We start from the raw sequence: 21,685 nt of genomic DNA, 5'->3' as shown, positions 1-21,685 counted from the left end.
AACAAAAGATGATTTTATCCACCTGGTTTACAAACCTCCAGAAAAGGATTTGCCAGGCGTTAGAGGAAATTGAAAATGACTATAAGCATCCGAATTTATTGCCGGGTCGGTTTCAATTTAAGCCTTGGATACGCCCGGAATCTGGCCAGCCCGAAACCGAAGGGGGCGAAGATGGAGGTGGAGGCACGATGGCCATTTTGCAGGGGGCTGTCTTTGAAAAGGCTGGCGTAAACGTATCGACCGTGTTTGGGGAATTTTCCCCTGAGTTTCGAAGGGAAATCCCCGGTGCCGCAGAGGATCCCCGATTTTGGGCCAGCGGGTTGTCGCTGGTCATTCATCCCCTAAATCCGTTTGTGCCGGCCGTTCACATGAATACGCGCCATATAATCACATCAAAATGCTGGTTTGGGGGTGGGGCGGATTTAACGCCTACTTTTGAATTTAAGGAAGACACCGATGATTTTCATAAAGCGATGAAGGCCGCCTGTGACAAGCATCATCCGGATGATTATGATCGGTTTAAAAAATGGTGTGATGACTATTTTTATTTGCCCCACAGAAAAGAACCACGGGGGGTCGGTGGGATCTTTTATGATTATATCAACAGCGGTAGTTTCGATAATGATCTTACATTCACAAAGAACGTCGGGGAGAATTTCCTTCGGTCATATTGTCAGCTGGTGCGACGTCGCATGAACAAAACCTGGTCACCAGAGGATAAATATCATCAATTAATCAAGCGTGGAAAATATACGGAATTTAATCTTTTGTATGATCGGGGAACACGCTTTGGATTGAAAACTAGCGGGAATACAGAAGCCATCCTGATGTCCCTGCCGCCTGTTGCCAGTTGGTCATAGGGAGGCTTCGCGGCTTCTGCATAAAAAGGTGAGAGCCGCGAAGAGAAAAAGTCGAGGTTACGCTAATGATGCAACAGCGTCCTTGAATTCTTTTCCGGCCTTGAATACAGGGCGGCATGACGCTGCAATCTGTAGCTTTTCGCCGGTTCTTGGGTTTCTGCCTTCTCTGGCGGCACTGTGTTGGACAGCAAAACTGCCGAAACCAAGGAACCGCGCCTCATTTCCTTGACGCAAAGTTTCTGTTATGCCCTCGAATACGGCATCGACGGCCTTTTGGGCATCGGGCTTTGACAGGCTTGTTGCTTCTGCAACGTATAAAACTAATTCTGATCTATTCATAAATAATCTCCATTTGGTTTGTAAACCTTACTCTAACTGAAGTCATAACCATAAACCGAGCCCACATGCAAGGAAAAAAGTTTCGGCGGATAAAAAAAATGAGAGATACGATACATTCTCTCATTTTTTTGTCTATGGCACATAATACCATTTTCAGTAAATCGTCATGAGTTCGGCGCTATTTTTGGATTGCTTTGTCGGGCTACGCCCTGAACGCCGCGACGTCGTTGCGATGATGCGTAAGAGACGAAGCAGGATTACCCAGGAAAAAGATAGGTTTCTAGGGATTCTTATATCGAGCTGGGGTTATACCCAATCTAAATGAAAATGTTGACTTTTATGTTTGCTAGTTTCTCCATAAACATCGACAAAAAAATCCTTACATAGAATAGCTATGCTCGGTTTTTTTGTCTTGTTTCTGAAAAAACTATCTGCCATAAAATTTCAACATTTCCATTCATTTTGGGTATAGCTAATTTTTCACAAAGCATTTATGGTTCCATGTTGATTGGCAATGGTTTCGGCGAATCAGACTGCTGACGCAAATAGGCCACAAGGTCAGCCCGTTCCTGATCGTTGCTAATTCCAATAAATGTCATCTTTGTTTTGGGGGCAAATTCCCGTGGCTTTGCCAGAAAATGATTCAGGTTTTCATAACTCCAGTCACCCTTTTTGCTCCTCAGGGCATCCGAATACGCATAATCCGCCGATCGGGTAATCGGGCTTAGGGCAATATCCCACAGATTGGGGCCGGCTTTATGAGGTGCGCCTTTTTTGATTGTGTGACAAGAAATACATTTCTTAAAAACTTTTTCACCATCAGCGGGATTCGCCTTGGCTAACAAGGGTCCGATGGGCCGCAGGATATTTTCTATCTGCAAAGGGCCGGATGCAGAAATACCGTTGGGTATAGCAACACCAAAGCTGTTCGTTTTTAGGGGTTCGGGATGCACAAATGCCTCCCCCACCAGGCTTGAAATCATAGCAAGCAACAGGGCTATTAAAACTGCAGCAACGATCTTGTTTAATTCAAAGCCATCCACACGCTAAAACTCAATAAAATTGGTTACTGTATTCATCATAGCAAATTATCACAAAAAAACCCGCCACAGTTTTGCCGAGGCGGGTTTTTCAAAAGAACGTGTAAAGCTATTAGTTTATAACTGTAACAGCTGTACGATTTTGTGCGTGTTCTTCTTCTGTTTTTGCACTTGGAGCAACCGGTTGGTCTTTACCAAATGAAACTGTCGTCAAACGAGCAGCATCAACGCCTAGGCCAGCCAATGTTGATTTAGCAGCTTCAGCACGACGTGCACCTAAAGCCAAGTTGTAGTCACGTGTTCCGCGTTCGTCGGTGCGACCTTCTACTTTTGCAGATGTAGCTGGGTATGTCTTCAACCAAGCTGCTTGTGCTTCCAATGTTTTCTTTGCATCAGCAGAAACATCGGCTTTGTTGAAATTAAAGAATACGCGATCTTTAATGTTTGCTTTGAAGTCACCTGATGTTCCGGGGGCAGCTACGCTACCAACGCTAACATTTTGGTCTTGATTTGTTGCTGTTTCGCAAGCGGACATTAGCAAGCCTGCTGCCAAAACTGTCAAAAGTTGTGTTTTCATTTCTATATCCTATCGGTTAGTATATGAGTGTTGTTAATATAAACCATATAAAACCTAACAAATAAACCATTTTTAGTAAAACAAAAAATGCCCTGGCTGTGCGAATCTTCTCTGCCAGGTGTAGACAAAATACAACAGGTTCCCCGCCCTAGAATCCAACAATGGAATCGATGATAGCCTTGGCAGCCAGACAAGCGGCCTTTATATCAAGAGTTGATGTGTCAATGACATGGGCATCCGAGGCCGGAATAAGGGGGGCAACAGGCCGACATTGATCGCGCACGTCCCGTTCCTTGATTCCTTTTAGATAGGAAACTTTGCTCGTTTCTGTGGAATAAGACAATTCCTTTTGGCGCCTTTGGGCACGAATATCCGAATCGGCCGTGATAAAAAGCTTCACAGCGGCATCAGGACAAACGACAGTGCCAATATCGCGACCATCAATAACGGCACCGCGAAAACCTGGCTCGATAGAGTGACAAAAAAGCCGGATGATCCGTGTTATGTTCGCCCTGACCTCTGGCACAACAGCGATTTTGGATGCTTGATTAGCGATTTCTTCGGAACGCAAAGCAGATTTGTCAAAATTGTCCAACTCATCAATCGTGAGGGCTGATGCTAGTTCTGAAAGCCCCAAAAGATCATCGGGCGATATATTTTTTTGCAAAGATTTCATGGCAATCGCCCTATACAATAACCCGGTATCCAGATGCCTTAGGGTATATGTGGTGGCAATATAGCGTCCAATTGTGCCTTTTCCGGCGCCCGCAGGCCCATCAACTGCAATAATAATAGTATCAATATTTGACATGTTAAAAAAAACTGCAAGCATGTTGAGGTTGACAAGATTTATACCGTAGTTTCTAATTAAAGTCTAATACTATGACAGCAACCCGCAGGAATAAATTATGATGATTATTTTATCCATTTTAGGTGGTTATCTGGCCGGCTCCATTCCATTTGGTCTTTTGCTAACAAAAAACAGCGGTCTTGGTGATATTCGCCACATCGGATCCGGTAACATTGGCGCCACAAATGTCTTGCGTACGGGAAACAAAAAAATCGCAGCCCTGACGTTGTTTCTGGATACCATCAAGGCTGGAATCCCTGTGTTCATTGTCAATTCATATTTCCATAATTACCCCCTCGCCTGCTTGGTTGGGGCGGCCGCCGTTATTGGACACGTTTTCCCTGTGTGGCTTCATTTTAAGGGCGGAAAAGGGGTCGCGACCTCCCTTGGGGTTTATTTTGCCTTAAGCGGGTTGTTCGGCTTCTCTGTTGCGGCTGTCTGGATCCTTGTGGTAAAGTTATGTCGTACATCCTCCTTGTCAGCCTTGATTGCCTTGGGATCTGCCCCATTTTTAGCGGGCGTATTCGTGTGGAGCGGTTGGGGTGGACGGGACCTTGTTTGTCTTTCAGTCTTTTTAGGGGGGCTGAGTTTTTATACGCATCGACAGAATATACAACGCTTATGGAATGGAGAAGAACATGTCTTTAAAAAATAACACCGAACACGACGAAAAATCGCACCACCACACCGTTTATCAATACGTTCGTAATATGCGACAACTTTACATGAATCTGGTCATTTATGGATCGGTATTCCTGGTGAGCGTTATTGTATGGTTAAGCTTGGGCATGGGAACGTTTTGGCCAATATGGGTATTGTTCGCCTTTGTTATGGCAGCAATCGCGCAAGGGGCAAGCCTGGCCCAACTACCCCCACTAGAGGAATTCCTCCCCTTTTTGAAAAAAGAATGGGAAGCCGAACAAATCAAAAAATTGTCACCCAGCAATGAACCAGCGATCAGTGGTTTTGAATCAGAAACCAAAGAATAAAAATGGGCGCCTTAAAGCTTTTGAGTCTGGGAATAATCCCGTGCATTGTTGTGTTGGATCAGGTGACTAAAACCCTTGTTTTATCAACCGTCTCCCTTTCTCAATCGCTGCCCATAACGTCTTTTTTTAACATCACCCTCCTTTTTAATCGGGGAATTAGCTTCGGCTTTTTTCAGGCGAACGACTATTGGGGGCGGATGATTCTGATCGGTATTGTGGTCGGCTTGACAATCCTATTGTTGTTCCTGTGGGGTCGCAGCTTGTTGATTGGGGAATGGTTTGGGTATTCCCTTGTCATTGGCGGTGCCATTGGAAATGTCATTGACCGTTATTCCTATGGTGGCGTTGTCGATTTTCTTGATTTCCATGTTTTTGGGTATCATTGGCCCGCGTTTAATATAGCTGATAGCGCCATTGTTGTTGGCGTTGGCTTGGTTGCCCTGTCACAATTCATTAATTCTTATGATCATTTCGACCAAAAAGATTAAAAAACTGAAACTCGATGGCTTTTCCCTGCTAGAGGTTGCCATTGTTTTATGCATTATCGGGGTTATTTCGGGCGTTGGGTTACCAGCCCTAACGACCGCAATCAAACAAAAACGCATCCATGAAACCGAATCCAATATGGAACAAATCACGGCTTCGCTGGCGGCCTATGTCATGCAAAACGCAAAACTACCCCTTGCAGCAACCCCCGGCGCATCCGCTGAGGAGGCTGGCAAAAGCGGTGATTTAGCCCACGGTATTGTGCCCTATCGGACCATCGGCCTTTCCGAAAGAACAGCAAAAGATGGATACAATCGATGGATTTCTTATGGGGTGGATGTACATTTAACCCGAACTATTAAAATTTCGGATGATGACGAACAATTGCAAAAGAATGCAGACCCCATTTTTGCCCCCAATAGAGATCCATTCTCATCGGACAGATACTTTTGTGGTATCAAGGGCGGAACCCATGAAAGTTTAAGCGTCAAAAATGCGCATGGTCATGATGTTATAGATGCCGATAGTCACGACCTTATTGCCTTTGTGTTAATCAGCCATGGCGCAAGTGGGGCCGGCAGCTATGACAAAAATGGTGCTGTCCAGCCAACGTCAGCACCGGACAAGGCAACAAATGCTGACCGCAACAATAATTTCATCGACCATTCCCCATCCTTTGATTTCGATGATCGCGTACAATGGATCACCCGCAATAACTTGCTTGCTATTTATGCAAAAAAAGTTTGCCGTCAGGCAATTGAAGAAAATGAATAATAGTATTTCTTCTACGCCCCCCATCCTTTCTTTTGGTTAAAAAATTATTTTTCCCTCATTAAGCACTTGTTAACAATTTACCCCCTAAAATAACAAGTAGGATTGAATAAGATTTAAGGTTTGGAGAAAGCAATGCCAAGAATAATGTCGCTAACGTTTCTATGGGTTTTGGGAACAATTTGTCAAAGCGAGGCTGGTTTTTTTGATGACCTGTCTAGCATGGCCAGCAGCGCACATGAAACAGCCACAAAGCATTACAGTACAGCAAAAAGTATGTATGATAGCGCCTCTGGTGCGGCCAATTCGGCCAAGAGCATGGCTGATAGTTCACATAATGAGGTAGTCAATGCCTATGCCGGCAAAGCTACAGGCACCGCCCCAAAGGCGACCACTAGCGTAAAGGTAGTTACCCCAAAGGCGACCACAGCCCCCACTGCTGCAAAGGTTAAAGCTGATGCTGCTGCAAAGGTTAAAGCTGATGCTGCTGCAAAGGTTAAAGCTGATGCTGCCGCAAAGGTTAAAGCTGATGCTGCTGCAAAGGTTAAAGCTGCAAAAATAAAAGCTGCCAAAGCTAAGGCTGCAGCAGAAGCTAAGGCTGCCGCAGAAGCTAAGGCTGCCGCAGAGGCAGAAGCACAAGCCGCAGCAGAAGCACAAGCCGCAGCAGAAGCACAAGCCGCAGCAGAAGCTAAGGCTGTCGCAGAGGCAGAAGCACAAGCCGCAGCAGAAGCTACCCCGGCTGAAGAGACTGCTCCAGCTGAGGAACCTGCTACGGAGGAAGCCGCCCCGGCTGAGGAAGCTCCGGCTGAAGAGGTCATCACAGAAGAGGCTACCCCGGAGGAACCCGCCGCAGAAGAGACTGCTCCGGCTGAGGAAGCTCCAGCTGAAGAATGATCATCTAGATGAACCTGAGTTCGACGTAAGAAAGACCGGAAATGTCCAAATTACCCAGGACAATCCTAGGTTGCCCAAAGCTCCGCTCATCACAATGACGTCTTGTGATGAGGGCAAAGCCAAATGAGCAATCCAGACCTTAAAACATCAGGCCCAATAAGGCTTTTTGGGGATTGTTACGTCAAGCTGGAGGTTATTCACCTAAGGTTTTCCGTAAATAACAGAACACTCATAACGATCCATTTATCGATAAATTTTATCAGCTCGTCTAAACTATTATCGTAAAAGAAAGCTTCCCATCCCTGCTGTTTTGCCCCATCGATGTTTGCCTGGGTATCATCGACCAACAGAATTTCTGATGCAGGGACATTCAAAACTTTTTGTATGTGATGAAAAAACAATGCATCCGGTTTGTTTGCACCGATGCTGCTGGATGAAAAAATAAAATCGAATGGCTGATGGCCAATAAGACTTTTAATCCACTGCGTACGATATGGGTCTTGATTTGTCCCAATGCCAACAGGGATTTCGAGCGTCTCAATAAACCTTACAAGCGGCTGGTTAATTTTATAAGTGGTGGATCCATTATTGCTATCCCTTAGCCAGTAATCGATAAAATCATTAGGAGAGATCTGAATATCATCAAAGACAGGATCATGAAAGACACGCGCCAGATAGTCTTTGGTGTCTATTTTTCCTGTGGTGACGCAATCTTCCCAATCAACATTAAATATTTTTTGAAAATGCTGGGTCCTAAAACCAAGCTTTTCTTTAGCATCGAGCGACCAAAGATATCGACCCCTTGCATCGGTTACAGTTAACAAAACACCATCGACATCAAATATGATTATTTTGCATGGCACTAGGCTAGGCCCCATACCCAATCCAAACTCAACTGTTGATTCTTATATTTTCTAGCCACTTGGTTTATAATTTGATCACAACCATCGACAAAGAATCTATCAACCGAAAGGGTGTCCACAATAAATTCAGCATTTTCATTCATCTTGGATATATATCGGGCATTAGGCCCTGGCTTAAAAAGAAGTTCCATAATGGCTCAGCCATCGTTCATCGGAATCATATAATTCCCGAATATCTTTGATGCCGTATTTCAGCATAGTCAACCGTTCTATACCTGCGCCAAAGGCGAATCCCTGATGGGTATCCGGATCAACGCCACAATTCCGCAAAACTTGTGGGTGTAGCATGCCGCAGCCCAAAACCTCTAACCATTTGGTTGCTTTGTTGCTTCCCTTATTCAGGAAGCTTGCATCGATATCAAGCTCTGCTGATGGTTCTGTAAATGGAAAAAAGCTTGGACGAAACCGTGTCGTCAGGGTTTCCACGCCAAAAAAGTGACGGCAAAAATCGGACAAACAACCCTTTAGGTGCCCCATATGAATTGTGGGTTCGATCACAAACCCTTCTAGCTGGTGGAACATCGGTGTATGCGTCGCATCCAATGCATCGCTTCGATAAACGCGGCCGATCGTAATCAGACGCGCTGGAGGTTTCTTGTTCACCAATGTGCGGATTTCGACATTGGTTGTGTGTGTGCGCAACAACCGCGTGGGGTGATTCTTGATGTAAAATGTATCATGAGATTGACGTGCCGGATGATGTGCCGGGATATTCAACGCATCGAAATTGTGATAGTCATCATCCAATTCCGGGCCATCAACAAAATCGAAACCAAGGTCACGGAAATAATTTTTGATATCCTGGGTCACTTGCGTTAACAAATGAAGCGTACCCTGCTTTTCCGGCCGAACCGGCAACGTCACATCCAGGGTTTCATTTCGTAAACGCTGCTCAAGGGCATGTCGTTCGAGGATTTCTTTTTGGCCCCCCAACAATGCTGACAGCGCGTCACGCAATGCGTTAATTGCAGCACCTTGTGTGCGGCGTTCATCGGGTGGTAACTGCCCCAGTGCTTTAAGCTGTTGCGTTACCAACCCGGACTTTCCCAAAAGGGTCACACGCATCTCCTCTAACAAAGATACATCTGAACACCCCTTGATTTTCTTAGACCATTCCTCCTGAATAGGGCACGCTGTAAGCATACGCTTAAGCGGCTACGCCATCAGAGGTAAGAGCCTTTTGTGCTTCATAGACCAAACTCTTGAACGAATCAGGTTGGTTCATCGCCAAATCAGCCATGACTTTCCGATCCACAATAATCCCTGCTTTTGAAAGACCGTTGATAAACGTGGAATAGGTCATTCCCATTTCACGAGTTGCGGCATTGATACGTTGAATCCACAAAGCCCGGAAATTACGCTTTTTAACGCGACGATCTCTGTAAGCATAAAGCAAAGCCTTCTCAACTCTCTGCAGAGCAAGACGGTAACAATTGTTTGAACGACCCCGGTATCCCTTGGCCATCTTGACGATTTTTTTATGGCGAGCATGCGTTGTGACGCCTCTTTTAACACGTGACACTTCGGTTTCTCCCTAAACGTGTAAATAAAAACTTTTGACTTTTTTAGCATCGCCGGAAAACATCACTGTCGTCCCACGGGCATTCCTCAGCATTTTATTGCTGCGTTTGCGCATGCCATGCCGTTTTCCGGCCTGTCCCATTTTGACTTTTCCCGTTCCGGTCAGTCGAAAGCGCTTCTTCACGCTGCTCTTCGTTTTTAACTTGGGCATTTCAAACTCTTTTCTAAAGGTTACTAAATAAATTGCAGATAGGCATGCCCGGAACAAAAGTCCCCCGCCATGCTGCATGTACCAAAGAAGTCTAGGTCAGAATCCACCCATTAGTCAATGATTTATCTTTAAATGCTGAGCAAGATCACACGAGCTTACCGCCTTGCTCTTTAGGCGTTCCTTGTAAACCATGAAATTCTCCAACACTCTTTGGACATAATTTCGCGTTACATGATATGGGATCAGCTCGACCCAATCGACGGCATCGATTTTGCCATCACGCGGATCACCAAAAACGGAAATCCATTCATTAACCGCCTTGGGCCCCGCGTTATAGGCCGCAATGGCCAAAATCAGGTTATTCCCAAAATCATCCAAAAGATCCTTAATGTACGTCGTTCCCAGAGTCACATTTTTTTCAACGGAATAAAGCGACCCCTTTATAGGCACCTTGCGTTCAAGCTCGATCGCTGTTTGGGGCATAAGCTGCATCAATCCTTTGGCCCCAAGTGAATCTTGGGCGTTTGCGTTAAATTCGCTTTCCTGACGAATAATGGCATGCGCCAAATAAAGAAGATTGGAATTGCCCCTTGCTATCTTTGGGATAATCGTTTGCGAAACAAGTTTTGGTAACACAGGGAACGCATAGGGGGTTGTTATTCTTTGATCATTCCTGATATTCCTGTAAAAACAAACGGCCAAATGCCCCAATCCAGACTGGCTGGCAAGTTCGCCCAACAAAACCTGTTCCTCCGGGTCTTGAATTTCCTTTGAAAGCTTTGTGTATAGTGGAACGACAAATTGCTGATTTTCATTTTTTGGCAGCAGCCTGATAACCTTCACCAATTCATAGGATTCAAACCGAGCTTTACTTTCTTTTGAAAAAATGGGTTTACTCATGATGGATGGACACTTTTTACCACCAGCGGCATTGAGTCGGCTCAGGGCCAATTGTCCATAATAGGTCGCTGGGCGTTCGCCTGACTTTTGGTACCACTGCGTCGCCTGGTCGATTAACCCAAGGACCTTAGACGCCTCCCCCGCCCAAAAGGCTGCCCGTGCTTTGCTCATCTGGCTTTTAACAGTATTGTGCATGCTTTGAAAACGCTCTAACGCCTTCTGGGGCTGTTTTAAGAATCGCAGTTGCAACCAACCAATCATCCATTCTGCATTGATATAGTTTTCCCCCTGACGCAGGCAATGTTTTTGAATCACGCTTAGCGCGTCGGAAAAGCGTTTTTCTTCTATGAATCGCCTTGCCAACATATTCCGTTCTGTCCACCATTCTTCAGGGAAGTCGTTTTCCTGGGGCGATCCCTTAAGAAGAAGGGTTTTTGCCACATCATTATTTTTTTGTCGGCGATTCCATTTAATTTGGTCATACAACAGCCCGGCGTGATCCTTGGCAAACACAAGTGTTTCCGTCAACCGCTTGGATGCTGTTGGTTTTTCCTGAATCAGCTCAATACGCGTTTTGGCGATATCTTGTTCGGATTGATTGACCCACCGAAACATACTTTGGGCGGCAGCAATTTTTTCTGTGCACAGCAAGCGGTTAAGGCGATCCTGATCCTCTTTTTCCGTGATAAGGTCGGAAAATTTTTCCCTAAATGTACTAGCGTTCGATGACAAATCTTGCGAAACCCACGTTTTTCGAACGAATTCAGTAGCTTTTGTCAATTGATTGGTGGTTAACAAAGCTTCTGCGTATAAAAAAGCGCCCTCTGCCGTGACGGGGGGATTTTGATCAAACCATGAAAGTCGGGCTTGCGCAGTGTCCATTTTCGTAAAGGTTTCCTCGATTTTCTTGAGGAGCGTATCTTGTAAAGGCCAGCTGGGATTTTTCTGAACAAAAGACACAAGCTCAGCCCGCGATACATTTTGTTCCGTTGTCAATTTTTTCCAAGTCGTATATTTCTGTAACAGGGGCGAGCTACCATGACAGGGCATCGCCAGGCCCAAAAAAATAAAACTTTGCAAAGACCACCGCAGCCAAATCATTTTCATGTCGTTAAAGTGTAATTCTGTTGGATTTTTTTCGATCCTAGCACTATTCTGAATTGAAATCTTTTAAATATAGTGAGACTTGGCAATGTTTTCTGGTTCCATAGTGGCCCTAGTGACTCCGTTTAAAAACGGCAAGGTCGATGAAAAAGCTTTATCTGATCTTGTATCGTGGCATTGCACAGCAGGGACCCAAGGTGTCGTTGCCTGTGGCTCTACCGGCGAAGCGGCCCTGCTTACACACGATGAACGGAATTGCATCATTTCCATTGTTATCGAGGGCGCAGGCAACCGCATCCCCGTCATTGTTGGTTGTGGCGCACCATCCACGCACGAATCCATCAGCATGGCTGTTGATGCAAAACGATTAAAAGCGGATGCGATTTTGGTTGTTGCCCCCTATTATGTCAAACCCACACAAGACGGTCTCTATCAACATTTCAAAGCGATTCACGACAGCGTTGATCTGCCATTGATTCTGTATAATAATCCAGGGCGCTGCGCTATTGATATGTCTATTGATCTTGTTTTAAGGTTGGCAGAATTACCCAATGTTATTGCATTAAAAGATTCAACCAATGATCTAAGCCGCCCCACATTGTTGCGATCACGATTGACCCGAAAGTTTAGCTTGCTGGCCGGCGACGATGGCATAACACCCGGGTATTTAGCCCATGGGGGGAACGGATGCATTTCAGTAACAGCAAACGTGGCGCCATCGTTATGTCAACAATTGATTGCAGCATGGCAGGATGTGAACATACCTGAATTCACGCGTCTAACGCAGGTTTTAATGCCACTGCACCAGGCGATGTTTATAGAATCAAATCCAACACCCGTAAAATACGCGTTGTCGGCGATGGGCAAGATTCAAAACGAATTTAAGCCTCCCTTGCTTCCTGTTTTGCCCGCAACAGGGGAAAAAGTATCAGCCGTCCTTAAACAGATGGGTTTGGTATAATCATGGCAGCGCCAAAACATTCTCATGAAAAAGTCATCGCGCAAAATCGTCGTGCCCGCTTTGATTACGCAATCCTAGAAACCATCGAGGTTGGGATTATGCTAACGGGAACCGAAGTCAAATCCCTGCGCGTGGGCAAAGCAAGCATCAACGAATCGTTCGCTGGCGAGATGGCAGGGACCCCCGAAACCGCGGGTGGATTATATCTGTTCAATGCCAACATATCGGAATATCCCCAAGCCAATAAATTCAACCACGAACCCAAGCGCCCGCGCAAATTGCTTTTGCATAAACGCCAGCTCAATAAATATTTGGGGGCCGTGCGCCGCAAGGGGATGACGATTGTTCCGCTATCGCTTTATTTCAATGCACGGGGAATGGCTAAAGTTGAAATCGCCTTGGCCAAAGGTAAAAATACAGTTGATAAACGACAAACAATCAAAGAACGCGATTGGGCCAGAGACAAGGCAAGAATTTTAAAGGAACAATAACATCGAAGCAAAAATCAGGAACTGCCCAGACCCTTAATCATCTTGCATCGTTGGTCTTTTCCCGCACCAACTGCGAAAAATTGCCGCCAAAGGATTTAAAATCATATCCATGATGTATCCATTGATCACACAAAAGTTCTGTGTATAACCCTGGTGATGACCCTGGTGATGGTCTTTATCCAGAATGATTTTGCTGTCCGTGAGCAATTTTATAAGGGGATTACCTTTATATTTACCGTGAGCAATGGCATGAAAAACCTCGTGGTTGGCCAGAAAAACCCCTGTGACACCAAGCACATAACCAGCTCCACCACCTAATGCGCTTGCCCCCATCAGCACAGGGATCAAACAAAGGTTGGCTCCTCGAGTAGCCTCCCAATAAGACATTTCAGCCAGTCGATAGGGAAAGGAATGATGCAAATAGGCCCCACGAGATAGAGCTTTAATGACGTCAGTTGCGGTCGAGGGTTCGTTATCCTCCCCACTAAATGTATCGCCGGCACAATGCAAAATCCCGGACAGGGCATCTGCCATAAAAAACCCTGCTATAAACCCCTGCCCCATCTGGATTGGATCCAAAACTTGCGCAGTGTTCAACAAAAGATTGGTAGCCATTGCTACAGATGGCGTCAAAACAGCAACCTTATCAAGTGTTGATTCATACATGAATGGCTCCAAACTTGTGGGATCTTCCTCTTTGATAGTTTCTAATCTTTTGTGAGATGTCGGTTTCGGAATCTGCTCTGCTAGTTCCGCGTCAAACGAATTAGCAGATTGAAAACACAAACAATGAAAACAAATCAGCAGAAATGATCGAGCGGTAAAGCGATCTAAAAAACAAAATGACATTGTAAATCTCCATATACATCAAGAATGAATAGTATCTATTACATTATAGTAGTATGGGTTTATTAAAATTTGGTTAATATCTCCTCTGATAGACAAGTGTTTGCTTTCTATGGGGATCAAATGCTACACTTGTTCAAACACCTATAATACCTGTTGATCATGCTTATTCTTCCGTCAGAATCCGACTCATCGACCGACCTGCCCATCCCCCCGAAAAAACAGGGGTGGCTACACAGACTTTATGGCAAGGCTATCGATATGGCCGACACCCCAAAGGCGTTTTGGATTTTCTGCGCCATGTCATTTGCGGAAAGTTCATTTTTCCCCCTGCCCCCCGATTTATTGATGATCCCAATGGTTTTGGCGAATCGATCCCTTGCATGGCGATTGGCGATTTGGGGAACAATTACATCGGTCTTGGGCGGATTTTTGGGCTATGCGATTGGGTATTATTTGTACGCCTCCTTGGGATCCTGGATTATCGATACCTATAATATGTCAGCAGGCTTTGAGAAATTTCACCAAGAATTCGCAAAATGGGGATTTTGGATCATTGCCCTAAAAGGGTTGACCCCCGTTCCATTTAAATTGGTCACTATTGCCAGCGGCGTTGCGCATTACGATCTTGTTTATTTCACCGCCGCCTCTGTTATTGCACGTGGAATCCGTTTTTTCTATGTTGCTGCATTTTTATGGTGGTGCGGCCCAAAGGCAAAATATTATATCGAAAAATATCTAAGCTGGTTCTTTTACGCATTAATTGGTGCGCTTGTTGGTGGATTTTTTATTTTAAATTTTATCGGATAAGCGCATGATTCAAAAAATATTATGCCTGCTGAACCCGAGAACTTACAGCCTGGGCGTTAGCATTTTTTGCATGGCTTCTTTGTTGGTTGCATACATGGCCGAACATAAATATGGCATTAAACCGTGCGCCTTATGTGTGTACATGCAGTATCTGTTTTGTGGCCTTGGGTTTGTATCCCTTGTGAATTTTCTTTGGACGCGATCCCCGATTACGGGCTTACAGGGAATTATTATTGCCGGGATGTTGGCTTTAAGTTTTTATCATGTCGGCGTTGAAAATCATTGGTGGAGGGGGCCAGCATCCTGCACGGGCAACGTTCTGGACAGCGCCAAAATGGATCAACTAAGCAACCAAGAAAAGCTTACCTATATGCGTCAGAATATCCAGCGCGCCCCCATTGTTCGATGCGATCAGGTTAATTGGCGTATTTTCGGTATTTCCGCAACAATTTGGAATACACTCGCTTTATTGGGTCTTTTTTTGGGTATGGGAATCATATGCCGCCGAAAACCATAATCGATCGCATGCTCAGGGTGAATCAAGCCGGGGAATATGGCGCAACGCGAATTTATGCGGGGCAATTGGCCGTCTTTGGACGCGATCCCAAAATAACCCATATGGCTGAACAGGAACAACATCATTTGCGCCTATTTAATCAATTGCTTATCGAACACAAGGTGCGCCCCACCCTCCTCCAGCCCATTTGGCACATAGGTGGCTTTGCCCTTGGGATGACAACCGCGCTGTTAGGCAAAAAAGCAGCACATGCGTGCACGATTGCCGTGGAAACCGTTATTGATCGCCATTATGGAAAACAGCTTGATCAACTCAAAGACTATGATCACGCAACAGAAATCAAAACCATCATTTCCCAGTGCCAGCAAGAGGAATTAGAACACAAAGACATGGCCATCCAACAAGGCGGAGAAGACACCCCACTTTATCCCTATTTAAACGTCGCCATTCAAACCATATCCAAAGCCGCCATCTGGCTATCGTCAAGGATTTAACGGTGATACGTCAATTTGAACTTGTGGACCGGCTAAAACGATATGATCCGTCAATGGACGAGGATATGGTCAATCGTGCCTATGTTTTCTCATTAAAGGCACATGGAACACAAGTGCGTGCAAACGGCGACCCTTATTTTTCGCACCCGCTTGAGGTGGCCGGTATTTTGACGGAACTCAAGCTGGATTCCTGTTCCATTGTAACGGCCCTGCTTCATGATACGGTCGAGGACACAGTCGCAACGCTTGATGAAATACAAAAATTATTCGGCACAGAAATTGCCAAATTAGTGGATGGTGTTACCAAACTATCCCGGTTAGAATTGCAATCAGAGGCCACGCAACAGGCCGAAAACTTTCGAAAACTGGTTTTGGCCATGTCCAGCGACATCCGCGTATTACTGGTAAAGCTTGCTGACCGCCTACATAACATGCGCACGATTCAGTATATCAATGACCCCATAAAACGCCGTCGCATTGCCCGCGAGACAATGGATATTTATGTGCCCCTGGCTGAACGAATGGGGATGCAACGCATCAAGGACGAGCTTGAGGACCTAGCCTTTAGTGTACTCAACCCCGAAATGTACGAATCCATCAAAAGCCGCCTGAGCTTTCTTTATCAATCATCTGAAAATGCAATTGAATCCATCATTGATCATCTAAAACAATGCGCCAATAACTTGGGGCTTCCCTGTTCCGTAAATGGGCGACTTAAAACACCCTATTCTGTTTGGCGTAAAATGCAGCAGAAAAATGTTGCCTTTGAACAATTGGCTGACATTATGGCGTTTCGGTTGACCGTGAATACGATCCCGGAATGCTATCAGGCGCTGGGCATTATCCACAGCCATTACCTGGTTGTTCCAGGAAGATTTAAAGATTATATCAGCACGCCAAAGGCCAATAATTACCAATCCCTTCACACGGGGTTAATTGGCCCCCTCAATCAACGCATTGAAATGCAAATCCGAACCACTGAAATGAATCAGGTCTGTGAATTGGGGGTTGCGGCACATTGGCAATACAAGAAAGAGGGTGATGGTGATCTTCACGATGGAAAGCAGTATGCCTGGTTACGCGGACTTTTGGAAATTTTGGAGCAAGCCTCAAATCCAGAGGAATTTTTAGAACATACAAAGCTCGAGATGTTTCAGGATCAGGTTTTTTGCTTTACCCCAAAAGGGGAATTGTTTTCCTTGCCCAAGGGGGCCACAACGATCGATTTTGCCTATGCCATTCATTCTGCCATTGGCGATCGGACCATTGGCGCAAAAATCAATGGACGACAAGCCCCACTTAGAACCATTCTTGAAAACGGTGATCAGGTCGAAATTATCACAGCGAACAATCACAGCCCATCCCCCACATGGGAACGGTTTGTTGTTACCGGCAAGGCAAGGGCACGAATACGTCGTTTTGTCCGAACACAACAAAGGCAACAATTTAGCGATCTTGGAAAATCCCTCCTCCATAAAGCTTGCATCCGGGAACACGTCCAGTTTTCAGAAAAGACTTTTTCAGCAGTCCTTAAAAGTTTTCAGTATCCATTGTTAGAAGATTTATATGCTGCCATTGGCGAGGGAATTCAAACAGCCAAAGAAGTCATCGCCACGGCCTATGTCAGCGAAAAAAAGGTAGACCCATCAAAACAGGGGGCTCTTGATGCTGAAAACAAAATCATGCTCCATAAAAAAGCAAACTCCGTGGATCATTCACCCGTTTGCATTAACGGCCTCATCCCTGGGATGGCTGTCCACTATGCAGGGTGCTGCCACCCCCTGCCCGGGGATATGATTGTCGGCGTTGTTATTTCCGGAAAGGGTGTCACCATCCACACCCATGATTGCGAGGTTTTGTCAACAATCGACCCAGATCGCCTTTTGGATTTATCCTGGCATGAAAGGGTGGATGAAAATATGCGCCTTGTTGGCCGCCTGAAAGTGACGTTTCATAACAAGCCTGGTAGCCTTGCGGCAACAACAACCGCCATCAGCAAACAAAACAGCAACATCATCAATTTAAAGATCACAAACAGAACGGAAGATTTTTGGGAATTGCTTGTTGATATAGAAGTTAAGGACGTCGACCATTTAAACAACATCAAAGGAACGCTACGTTCACTTTCCATCACAAATCATGTAGAGCGCATATAAAAATTGATCCAAAAATTTATAATATACATTGCGATAACCATCGTTATAATATACACTGCAAAACTGACAATAAAGTCGAATCCTGGCATTATCATGATAAAAACACCTAAATTTTGGGATCATACTTACGGGCTAAGCCAAGCGCTGAGGCCCCTTTCGTGGATTTACACGCGCATTGCAGCATGGCGGGAATCACGCGTTACGCCAGTGAAAGTATCTATACCTGTCATTTGCGTTGGCAACCTTGTCATGGGGGGTGCCGGAAAAACCCCAACGGTCATGGCTATTGTCGAAATCCTTAAGGAACTTGGGCACACCCCCCATATTTTATGCAGGGGGTACGGGGCCTATATCAAGGGAACCATTAACGTCGATCCAAAAGTCCACGGCTATCTACAGGTTGGGGATGAACCCCTAATGCTGGCCGAAATCGCCCCGACATGGGTTAGTGCTGATCGCATCGAGTCAGCAAAGGCAGCCATACAACAAGGCGCATCCATTCTTGTTATGGATGATGGGCTGCAAAATGCCAGCATTCACAAGGATTTTAGTTTTATTGTTATTGATGTCCTCCAGGGCTTTGGAAATAGTTTTGTGTTTCCTGCCGGCCCCTTACGAGAACCCATTCATACTGGCCTTAAAAGAGGACAAGCCATCATATTAATAGGCGATCCACATTTGGCGAAACAAACAATCAAGGGGCATTTTGGTGCAAAAATAGTCCACGTGGGGCCAATTCCAACGCATCCTGTTGTTGCCTTTGCGGGGATTGGATACCCCCTTAAATTTCGCCATACACTCCATGAACATCAATATACTATTCGGGAATTTGTTACGTTTGCGGATCATTATCCTTATACAATTATGGATATGCGCCGGCTCCGTCGCATTGCTAACAATTATAAAGCGGACCTAATCACAACGAAAAAGGATCATTTACGTCTGCCAAGCGGCTTTCGTGATCGTGTTTTAGTGCTGCCAATACGGTTGAAGTTTGACAATCCAGGGGCCATCAAAAAACTCCTCCACGAGAAATTTCCAATTACTTGATCCGATGAAAGATGTCTTCTTTCCCCTCGTGTAACAAATTAATCGCGCATACGATGGCCTTCTTTTCGCGAACCCCAAATTCAATATAACCAGTATCGTAATCACAGTAAGCAAGACTAAGCTGGTTACTGTTAAAAGAAAATTCGTCATTATTCCAATGGGTTAGGGGAATTACTTTATCCCGATAAATCAGGGCTAATTTTCCATCCTTCTCAGTAACTTTCAGGGACCCGTAAAGTTCATTTTCGTAATCCCCAACGTAAACATCAAGGGGCTGCGGGATTCTAAGTGCGTTTAGTTTTTGCATTTGCCTTGCGCGTTTATTTTTATCCCGAATCGTCTGCATTTTTTCCAGATTATCCCGACTCCAGTCATTATCAGGCAAGTCCATATACAAATCCAAGAATTTATTTCTTAATGCCTCTGGCAGCATGCTGACCCTAAGGGCCCCAAAATTCGACAGAATGACGATCCCAACATTTTCCCCCGGGACCAGGGTCATCAAGCTTCGCACACCAGCATATCCGCCCATATGGCCTATGGCTTGTACTTTGCGCACATCGGTGCCGTATTCATACAAAAACCATCCCATCCCATAAGATACATTGCGAATTCGGGTAGCTGGAAATTGCATATCATCCGGCCGCAGATGATTGGCCAACACTTGCGGGGATCGCATTTCCTTTTGTGACGGCAGGGAAATAATTTGTTTATCCCCGACCTTTCCATTGTTCAAATGAAAAATCATCCACTTTGCTAAATCGGAAATTGATGTGTTAACACCGGTGCTTCCCGGGAATATATACATCCAGGACCCCGGCTGAAGGGAATGCACCTGCCCATCAATAATATGGTGCGGAAGGGCCACATTCTTTTTATCCTCAACCGGAGGCGTTTTTTTGAACAGGCTTTTGAACCATCCAAAAATCCCCTTATTTTTGGGAAAATCCTGAATAGACTGCAAATTATCACTTGAATCGGTCATACCAATCGGGGAAAAAATCCGATCTTGAAACAGCTCAGAAATGGGCTTCCCCATCACTTTTTCCACCACAAGGCCGGCAACACCAAAAAGATGATTTTGATATCCGTATTCCAGTCTGACGGGATTCTGCAGGGGGATCTTGGCTAAAGCGTGCTTGATTTCATCCTGACCACACCCCAAATCCCACAGTGTATCCCCTGAGAATGGAGGCAGGCCGCTTCGATGTGAAATAAGATCCCTGATTTTGAAATCTTCCGTTGTTTTTTGATCAGCAATAAAAAAATTGGGTAAATATTTTATAACAGGGTCATCCCAACACAGCTTTTTTTCATCAACAAGCTGTCCTATCAGGGTTACCAAAAATGTTTTTGTGAGGGATGCAATTTGAAAAACTGTGTGGTCATCAACGGGCTCGGCTTTGCCCGCCTCCTTTACGCCGAACGCCTTTTGATAAACAACTTTTCCATCTTTAACAATGGCCACCGCCACGGCTGGCGCTTTCCAATCCTGCATTGATTGTTGAATATAGGATTCAAAAGCGGGAATAATCGCTTCAATTTTTGAGGTTGCATGACCTGTCGATACCGAGAAAACAAAAGTGCAGGCTAAAAAGATGAAAAATTTATTCACAAGATGACTCTTCTTCACTAAATATTAAGAATTTCAGGAGTATATATAGAATAAGACTAAACTTAAAAGGGACTATTGGGCAATCCCCAAAAAGGGCAATTTTAAAAAAGGCCCAGTCCCCATTTTAAAAGGAGATAATCATGGGAGTCAAATCAACATTAATCATATCCGTCACCGTTCTGCTGTCAATAAGCGCGGTAATCACCTACAAAAGCAATAACCAGGATCGCTATGCATTATTCTCGCAGGACAAAGCTTTGTTTGTCTTTGATCAAAAGAATGCTTCCCTCAATTACTGTACGGCCGATAATTGTCAATTCATTCCAACGCGCCCTGGCACAATTGATTCGGCATCAATGCTGGCTGGACTTCCGTCACAAATGGGCATCATCAATGGACAACCGGTCATGCAATATGGTCAGCAATCCACGGCGGCGACAACCCCGCAATATGTCATGATGCCACAGCCTGCTGGGACACAGCAACAAATGGTCATGATGCCACAGGCGCAGTTTCAAAACTTTGCGCAAGCCCCCATCCAGGCTTCCCTTCCGATGTCGACTGCACCATCCTTGATGATGAATTCCCAACCCCTTTATATGGTGGCGGCGACTTCTGTCAATGCAGGGAAAAGTGGCGACACCCCAAAGGCTATAGCAGCAAAGGGTAAAAAAACAGATACCAAGCCACCCGTAGCTGCCGCTGCCGAAGAAGAAGCAACAAGTGATGATACCAACACCCCGGCGGATTCCGGGGATGCATCCTCCGATGATAAGGGTGGCGACACAGCAGAAGAAAGCTAAAGCTTAGCCGCCTTTAGATAAAGCGCAATCGTCTGCTCTGCCATCCTTGTTAGGGAAAAATTTCGAACAATATGTGTACGGGCTTCGTGCCGAATGGTATCTACCTGTTCGGGCGAAAGCCCCCTCACCTCCTGGATCATCAAAGCCAGGGCCTGACTGTCCGATGGCGGAACAAGAAACCCCGTCTGATCCTGAAAGCAAAGCTCTGGTGTTGCTCCATGGTTCGTCCCGATAACCAGACGCCCCATCGATAACGCCTCTGCCGTGACACGACCAAAGGCTTCTGGGTCCGTTGAACACGACACCACAATATCCGCCATCGCATAGGCGACCGGCATATCGTCATGATTTGACATAAATTTAACATCCAGCCCAGCAGGCAGATGCCTGGCCAATTCTTGTAATTCTTGGCGGTATGAATGCCGACCTTGATCTGCACCCAACAAAACCACAGACAGCGCTGTTGGATCCATAAAT

Annotated in this window: 27 protein-coding genes; 14 read left to right on the top strand and 13 right to left on the bottom strand. The window is 45.4% G+C overall.

Annotation, left to right across the window (positions count from 1 at the left end):
- Positions 1-8 precede the first annotated feature (8 nt).
- On the top strand, positions 9-860 hold the full coding sequence (gene hemF / locus NTX76_05035) for an oxygen-dependent coproporphyrinogen oxidase (GenBank protein ID MCX7338625.1): 852 nt from the start codon (positions 9-11) through the stop codon (positions 858-860).
- A gap of 57 nt (positions 861-917) precedes the next feature.
- Here hemF and NTX76_05030 read toward each other — a convergent pair whose 3' ends face one another.
- The 4 genes from NTX76_05030 to cmk form a co-directional block, all read right to left on the bottom strand.
- The gene (locus NTX76_05030; GenBank protein ID MCX7338624.1) at positions 918-1,199 is read right to left on the bottom strand and encodes an HU family DNA-binding protein; all 282 of its coding nucleotides are present in this window, start codon (positions 1,197-1,199) and stop codon (positions 918-920) included.
- Between the two features lie 491 nt (positions 1,200-1,690).
- Positions 1,691-2,242 carry a cytochrome c family protein gene (locus NTX76_05025; GenBank protein ID MCX7338623.1) on the bottom strand — a complete coding sequence of 184 codons (552 nt, stop codon included), beginning with the start codon at positions 2,240-2,242 and terminating at the stop codon, positions 1,691-1,693.
- A gap of 109 nt (positions 2,243-2,351) precedes the next feature.
- Positions 2,352-2,816 carry an OmpA family protein gene (locus NTX76_05020; protein MCX7338622.1) on the bottom strand — a complete coding sequence of 155 codons (465 nt, stop codon included), beginning with the start codon at positions 2,814-2,816 and terminating at the stop codon, positions 2,352-2,354.
- A 148-nt stretch (positions 2,817-2,964) separates the two neighbouring features.
- The gene (cmk, locus tag NTX76_05015) at positions 2,965-3,627 is read right to left on the bottom strand and encodes a (d)CMP kinase (protein MCX7338621.1); all 663 of its coding nucleotides are present in this window, start codon (positions 3,625-3,627) and stop codon (positions 2,965-2,967) included.
- A gap of 97 nt (positions 3,628-3,724) precedes the next feature.
- Between cmk and plsY the strand changes: the two genes are divergently transcribed.
- The 5 genes from plsY (at position 3,725) to NTX76_04990 (ending at position 6,806) form a co-directional block, all read left to right on the top strand.
- Positions 3,725-4,321 (top strand): glycerol-3-phosphate 1-O-acyltransferase PlsY, encoded by a 597-nt coding sequence (plsY, locus tag NTX76_05010; protein ID MCX7338620.1) that lies wholly within the window; start codon positions 3,725-3,727, stop codon positions 4,319-4,321.
- Positions 4,305-4,655, top strand: coding sequence for a 2TM domain-containing protein (locus tag NTX76_05005; protein ID MCX7338619.1), 351 nt, complete (start codon positions 4,305-4,307; stop codon positions 4,653-4,655). The genes plsY and NTX76_05005 overlap by 17 nt, the downstream gene beginning before the upstream one ends.
- A 2-nt stretch (positions 4,656-4,657) precedes the next feature.
- Complete coding sequence (gene lspA / locus NTX76_05000; GenBank protein ID MCX7338618.1) at positions 4,658-5,143, top strand: signal peptidase II; 486 nt, start codon at positions 4,658-4,660, stop codon at positions 5,141-5,143.
- Positions 5,118-5,915 carry a type II secretion system protein gene (locus tag NTX76_04995; GenBank protein MCX7338617.1) on the top strand — a complete coding sequence of 266 codons (798 nt, stop codon included), beginning with the start codon at positions 5,118-5,120 and terminating at the stop codon, positions 5,913-5,915. Before lspA ends, NTX76_04995 begins: the two co-directional genes overlap by 26 nt.
- Positions 5,916-6,047: 132 nt before the next feature.
- Positions 6,048-6,806 carry a hypothetical protein gene (locus NTX76_04990; protein ID MCX7338616.1) on the top strand — a complete coding sequence of 253 codons (759 nt, stop codon included), beginning with the start codon at positions 6,048-6,050 and terminating at the stop codon, positions 6,804-6,806.
- 197 nt (positions 6,807-7,003) lie between these two features.
- Here the strand turns inward: NTX76_04990 and NTX76_04985 are convergent, their stop codons facing one another.
- The 6 genes from NTX76_04985 to NTX76_04960 form a co-directional block, all read right to left on the bottom strand.
- Positions 7,004-7,684: an HAD-IA family hydrolase gene (locus NTX76_04985; protein MCX7338615.1), complete on the bottom strand. Its 681-nt coding sequence runs from the start codon at positions 7,682-7,684 to the stop codon at positions 7,004-7,006.
- Positions 7,669-7,860 (bottom strand): hypothetical protein, encoded by a 192-nt coding sequence (locus tag NTX76_04980; protein MCX7338614.1) that lies wholly within the window; start codon positions 7,858-7,860, stop codon positions 7,669-7,671. Before NTX76_04980 ends, NTX76_04985 begins: the two co-directional genes overlap by 16 nt.
- On the bottom strand, positions 7,844-8,872 hold the full coding sequence (gene pheS / locus NTX76_04975) for a phenylalanine--tRNA ligase subunit alpha (protein ID MCX7338613.1): 1,029 nt from the start codon (positions 8,870-8,872) through the stop codon (positions 7,844-7,846). The genes NTX76_04980 and pheS overlap by 17 nt, the downstream gene beginning before the upstream one ends.
- 4 nt (positions 8,873-8,876) lie before the next feature.
- Positions 8,877-9,251 carry a 50S ribosomal protein L20 gene (gene rplT / locus NTX76_04970; protein ID MCX7338612.1) on the bottom strand — a complete coding sequence of 125 codons (375 nt, stop codon included), beginning with the start codon at positions 9,249-9,251 and terminating at the stop codon, positions 8,877-8,879.
- Positions 9,252-9,263: 12 nt separating this feature from the next.
- Positions 9,264-9,461, bottom strand: a complete 198-nt coding sequence (gene rpmI / locus NTX76_04965) for a 50S ribosomal protein L35 (protein ID MCX7338611.1) — start codon at positions 9,459-9,461, stop codon at positions 9,264-9,266.
- A 114-nt stretch (positions 9,462-9,575) separates the two neighbouring features.
- Entirely contained in the window at positions 9,576-11,468 is a 1,893-nt protein-coding gene (locus NTX76_04960) for a lytic transglycosylase domain-containing protein (protein ID MCX7338610.1), read from the bottom strand.
- A gap of 85 nt (positions 11,469-11,553) precedes the next feature.
- On the opposite strand from NTX76_04960, the gene dapA reads away from it, so the two are divergent.
- Complete coding sequence (gene dapA / locus NTX76_04955; GenBank protein ID MCX7338609.1) at positions 11,554-12,426, top strand: 4-hydroxy-tetrahydrodipicolinate synthase; 873 nt, start codon at positions 11,554-11,556, stop codon at positions 12,424-12,426.
- Positions 12,427-12,428: 2 nt separating this feature from the next.
- Positions 12,429-12,917 carry an SsrA-binding protein SmpB gene (gene smpB / locus NTX76_04950; GenBank protein MCX7338608.1) on the top strand — a complete coding sequence of 163 codons (489 nt, stop codon included), beginning with the start codon at positions 12,429-12,431 and terminating at the stop codon, positions 12,915-12,917.
- 33 nt (positions 12,918-12,950) lie between these two features.
- On the opposite strand, the gene NTX76_04945 is transcribed toward smpB, so the two are convergent.
- Positions 12,951-13,766: a hypothetical protein gene (locus NTX76_04945; GenBank protein MCX7338607.1), complete on the bottom strand. Its 816-nt coding sequence runs from the start codon at positions 13,764-13,766 to the stop codon at positions 12,951-12,953.
- A gap of 159 nt (positions 13,767-13,925) precedes the next feature.
- Between NTX76_04945 and NTX76_04940 the strand changes: the two genes are divergently transcribed.
- The 5 genes from NTX76_04940 (at position 13,926) to lpxK (ending at position 18,790) form a co-directional block, all read left to right on the top strand.
- Positions 13,926-14,573 carry a VTT domain-containing protein gene (locus tag NTX76_04940; protein MCX7338606.1) on the top strand — a complete coding sequence of 216 codons (648 nt, stop codon included), beginning with the start codon at positions 13,926-13,928 and terminating at the stop codon, positions 14,571-14,573.
- A gap of 4 nt (positions 14,574-14,577) precedes the next feature.
- Complete coding sequence (locus tag NTX76_04935; GenBank protein ID MCX7338605.1) at positions 14,578-15,090, top strand: disulfide bond formation protein B; 513 nt, start codon at positions 14,578-14,580, stop codon at positions 15,088-15,090.
- Complete coding sequence (locus NTX76_04930; protein ID MCX7338604.1) at positions 15,072-15,584, top strand: demethoxyubiquinone hydroxylase family protein; 513 nt, start codon at positions 15,072-15,074, stop codon at positions 15,582-15,584. Before NTX76_04935 ends, NTX76_04930 begins: the two co-directional genes overlap by 19 nt.
- A gap of 2 nt (positions 15,585-15,586) precedes the next feature.
- Entirely contained in the window at positions 15,587-17,740 is a 2,154-nt protein-coding gene (locus NTX76_04925; GenBank protein MCX7338603.1) for a bifunctional (p)ppGpp synthetase/guanosine-3',5'-bis(diphosphate) 3'-pyrophosphohydrolase, read from the top strand.
- Between the two features lie 93 nt (positions 17,741-17,833).
- Positions 17,834-18,790 (top strand): tetraacyldisaccharide 4'-kinase, encoded by a 957-nt coding sequence (gene lpxK, locus NTX76_04920; GenBank protein ID MCX7338602.1) that lies wholly within the window; start codon positions 17,834-17,836, stop codon positions 18,788-18,790.
- On the opposite strand, the gene NTX76_04915 is transcribed toward lpxK, so the two are convergent.
- Positions 18,783-20,405: a serine hydrolase gene (locus NTX76_04915; GenBank protein MCX7338601.1), complete on the bottom strand. Its 1,623-nt coding sequence runs from the start codon at positions 20,403-20,405 to the stop codon at positions 18,783-18,785. The genes lpxK and NTX76_04915 overlap by 8 nt on opposite strands.
- Positions 20,406-20,545: 140 nt before the next feature.
- Here NTX76_04915 and NTX76_04910 point away from each other — a divergent pair, with 140 nt between their 5' ends.
- Positions 20,546-21,208 carry a hypothetical protein gene (locus NTX76_04910; protein MCX7338600.1) on the top strand — a complete coding sequence of 221 codons (663 nt, stop codon included), beginning with the start codon at positions 20,546-20,548 and terminating at the stop codon, positions 21,206-21,208.
- On the opposite strand, the gene NTX76_04905 is transcribed toward NTX76_04910, so the two are convergent.
- Positions 21,205-21,685 (bottom strand): glycosyltransferase (locus NTX76_04905; GenBank protein ID MCX7338599.1); only part of this gene is annotated, 481 nt, incomplete at its 5' end. The two genes, NTX76_04910 and NTX76_04905, sit on opposite strands and share 4 nt — an antisense overlap.

The sequence above is a fragment of the Alphaproteobacteria bacterium genome (assembly GCA_026400645.1).
Taxonomy (GTDB): domain Bacteria; phylum Pseudomonadota; class Alphaproteobacteria; order Paracaedibacterales; family CAIULA01; genus JAPLOP01.
Note: the sequence above shows the minus strand (reverse complement) of the source record. Positions and strands in the feature narration are given on the sequence as shown.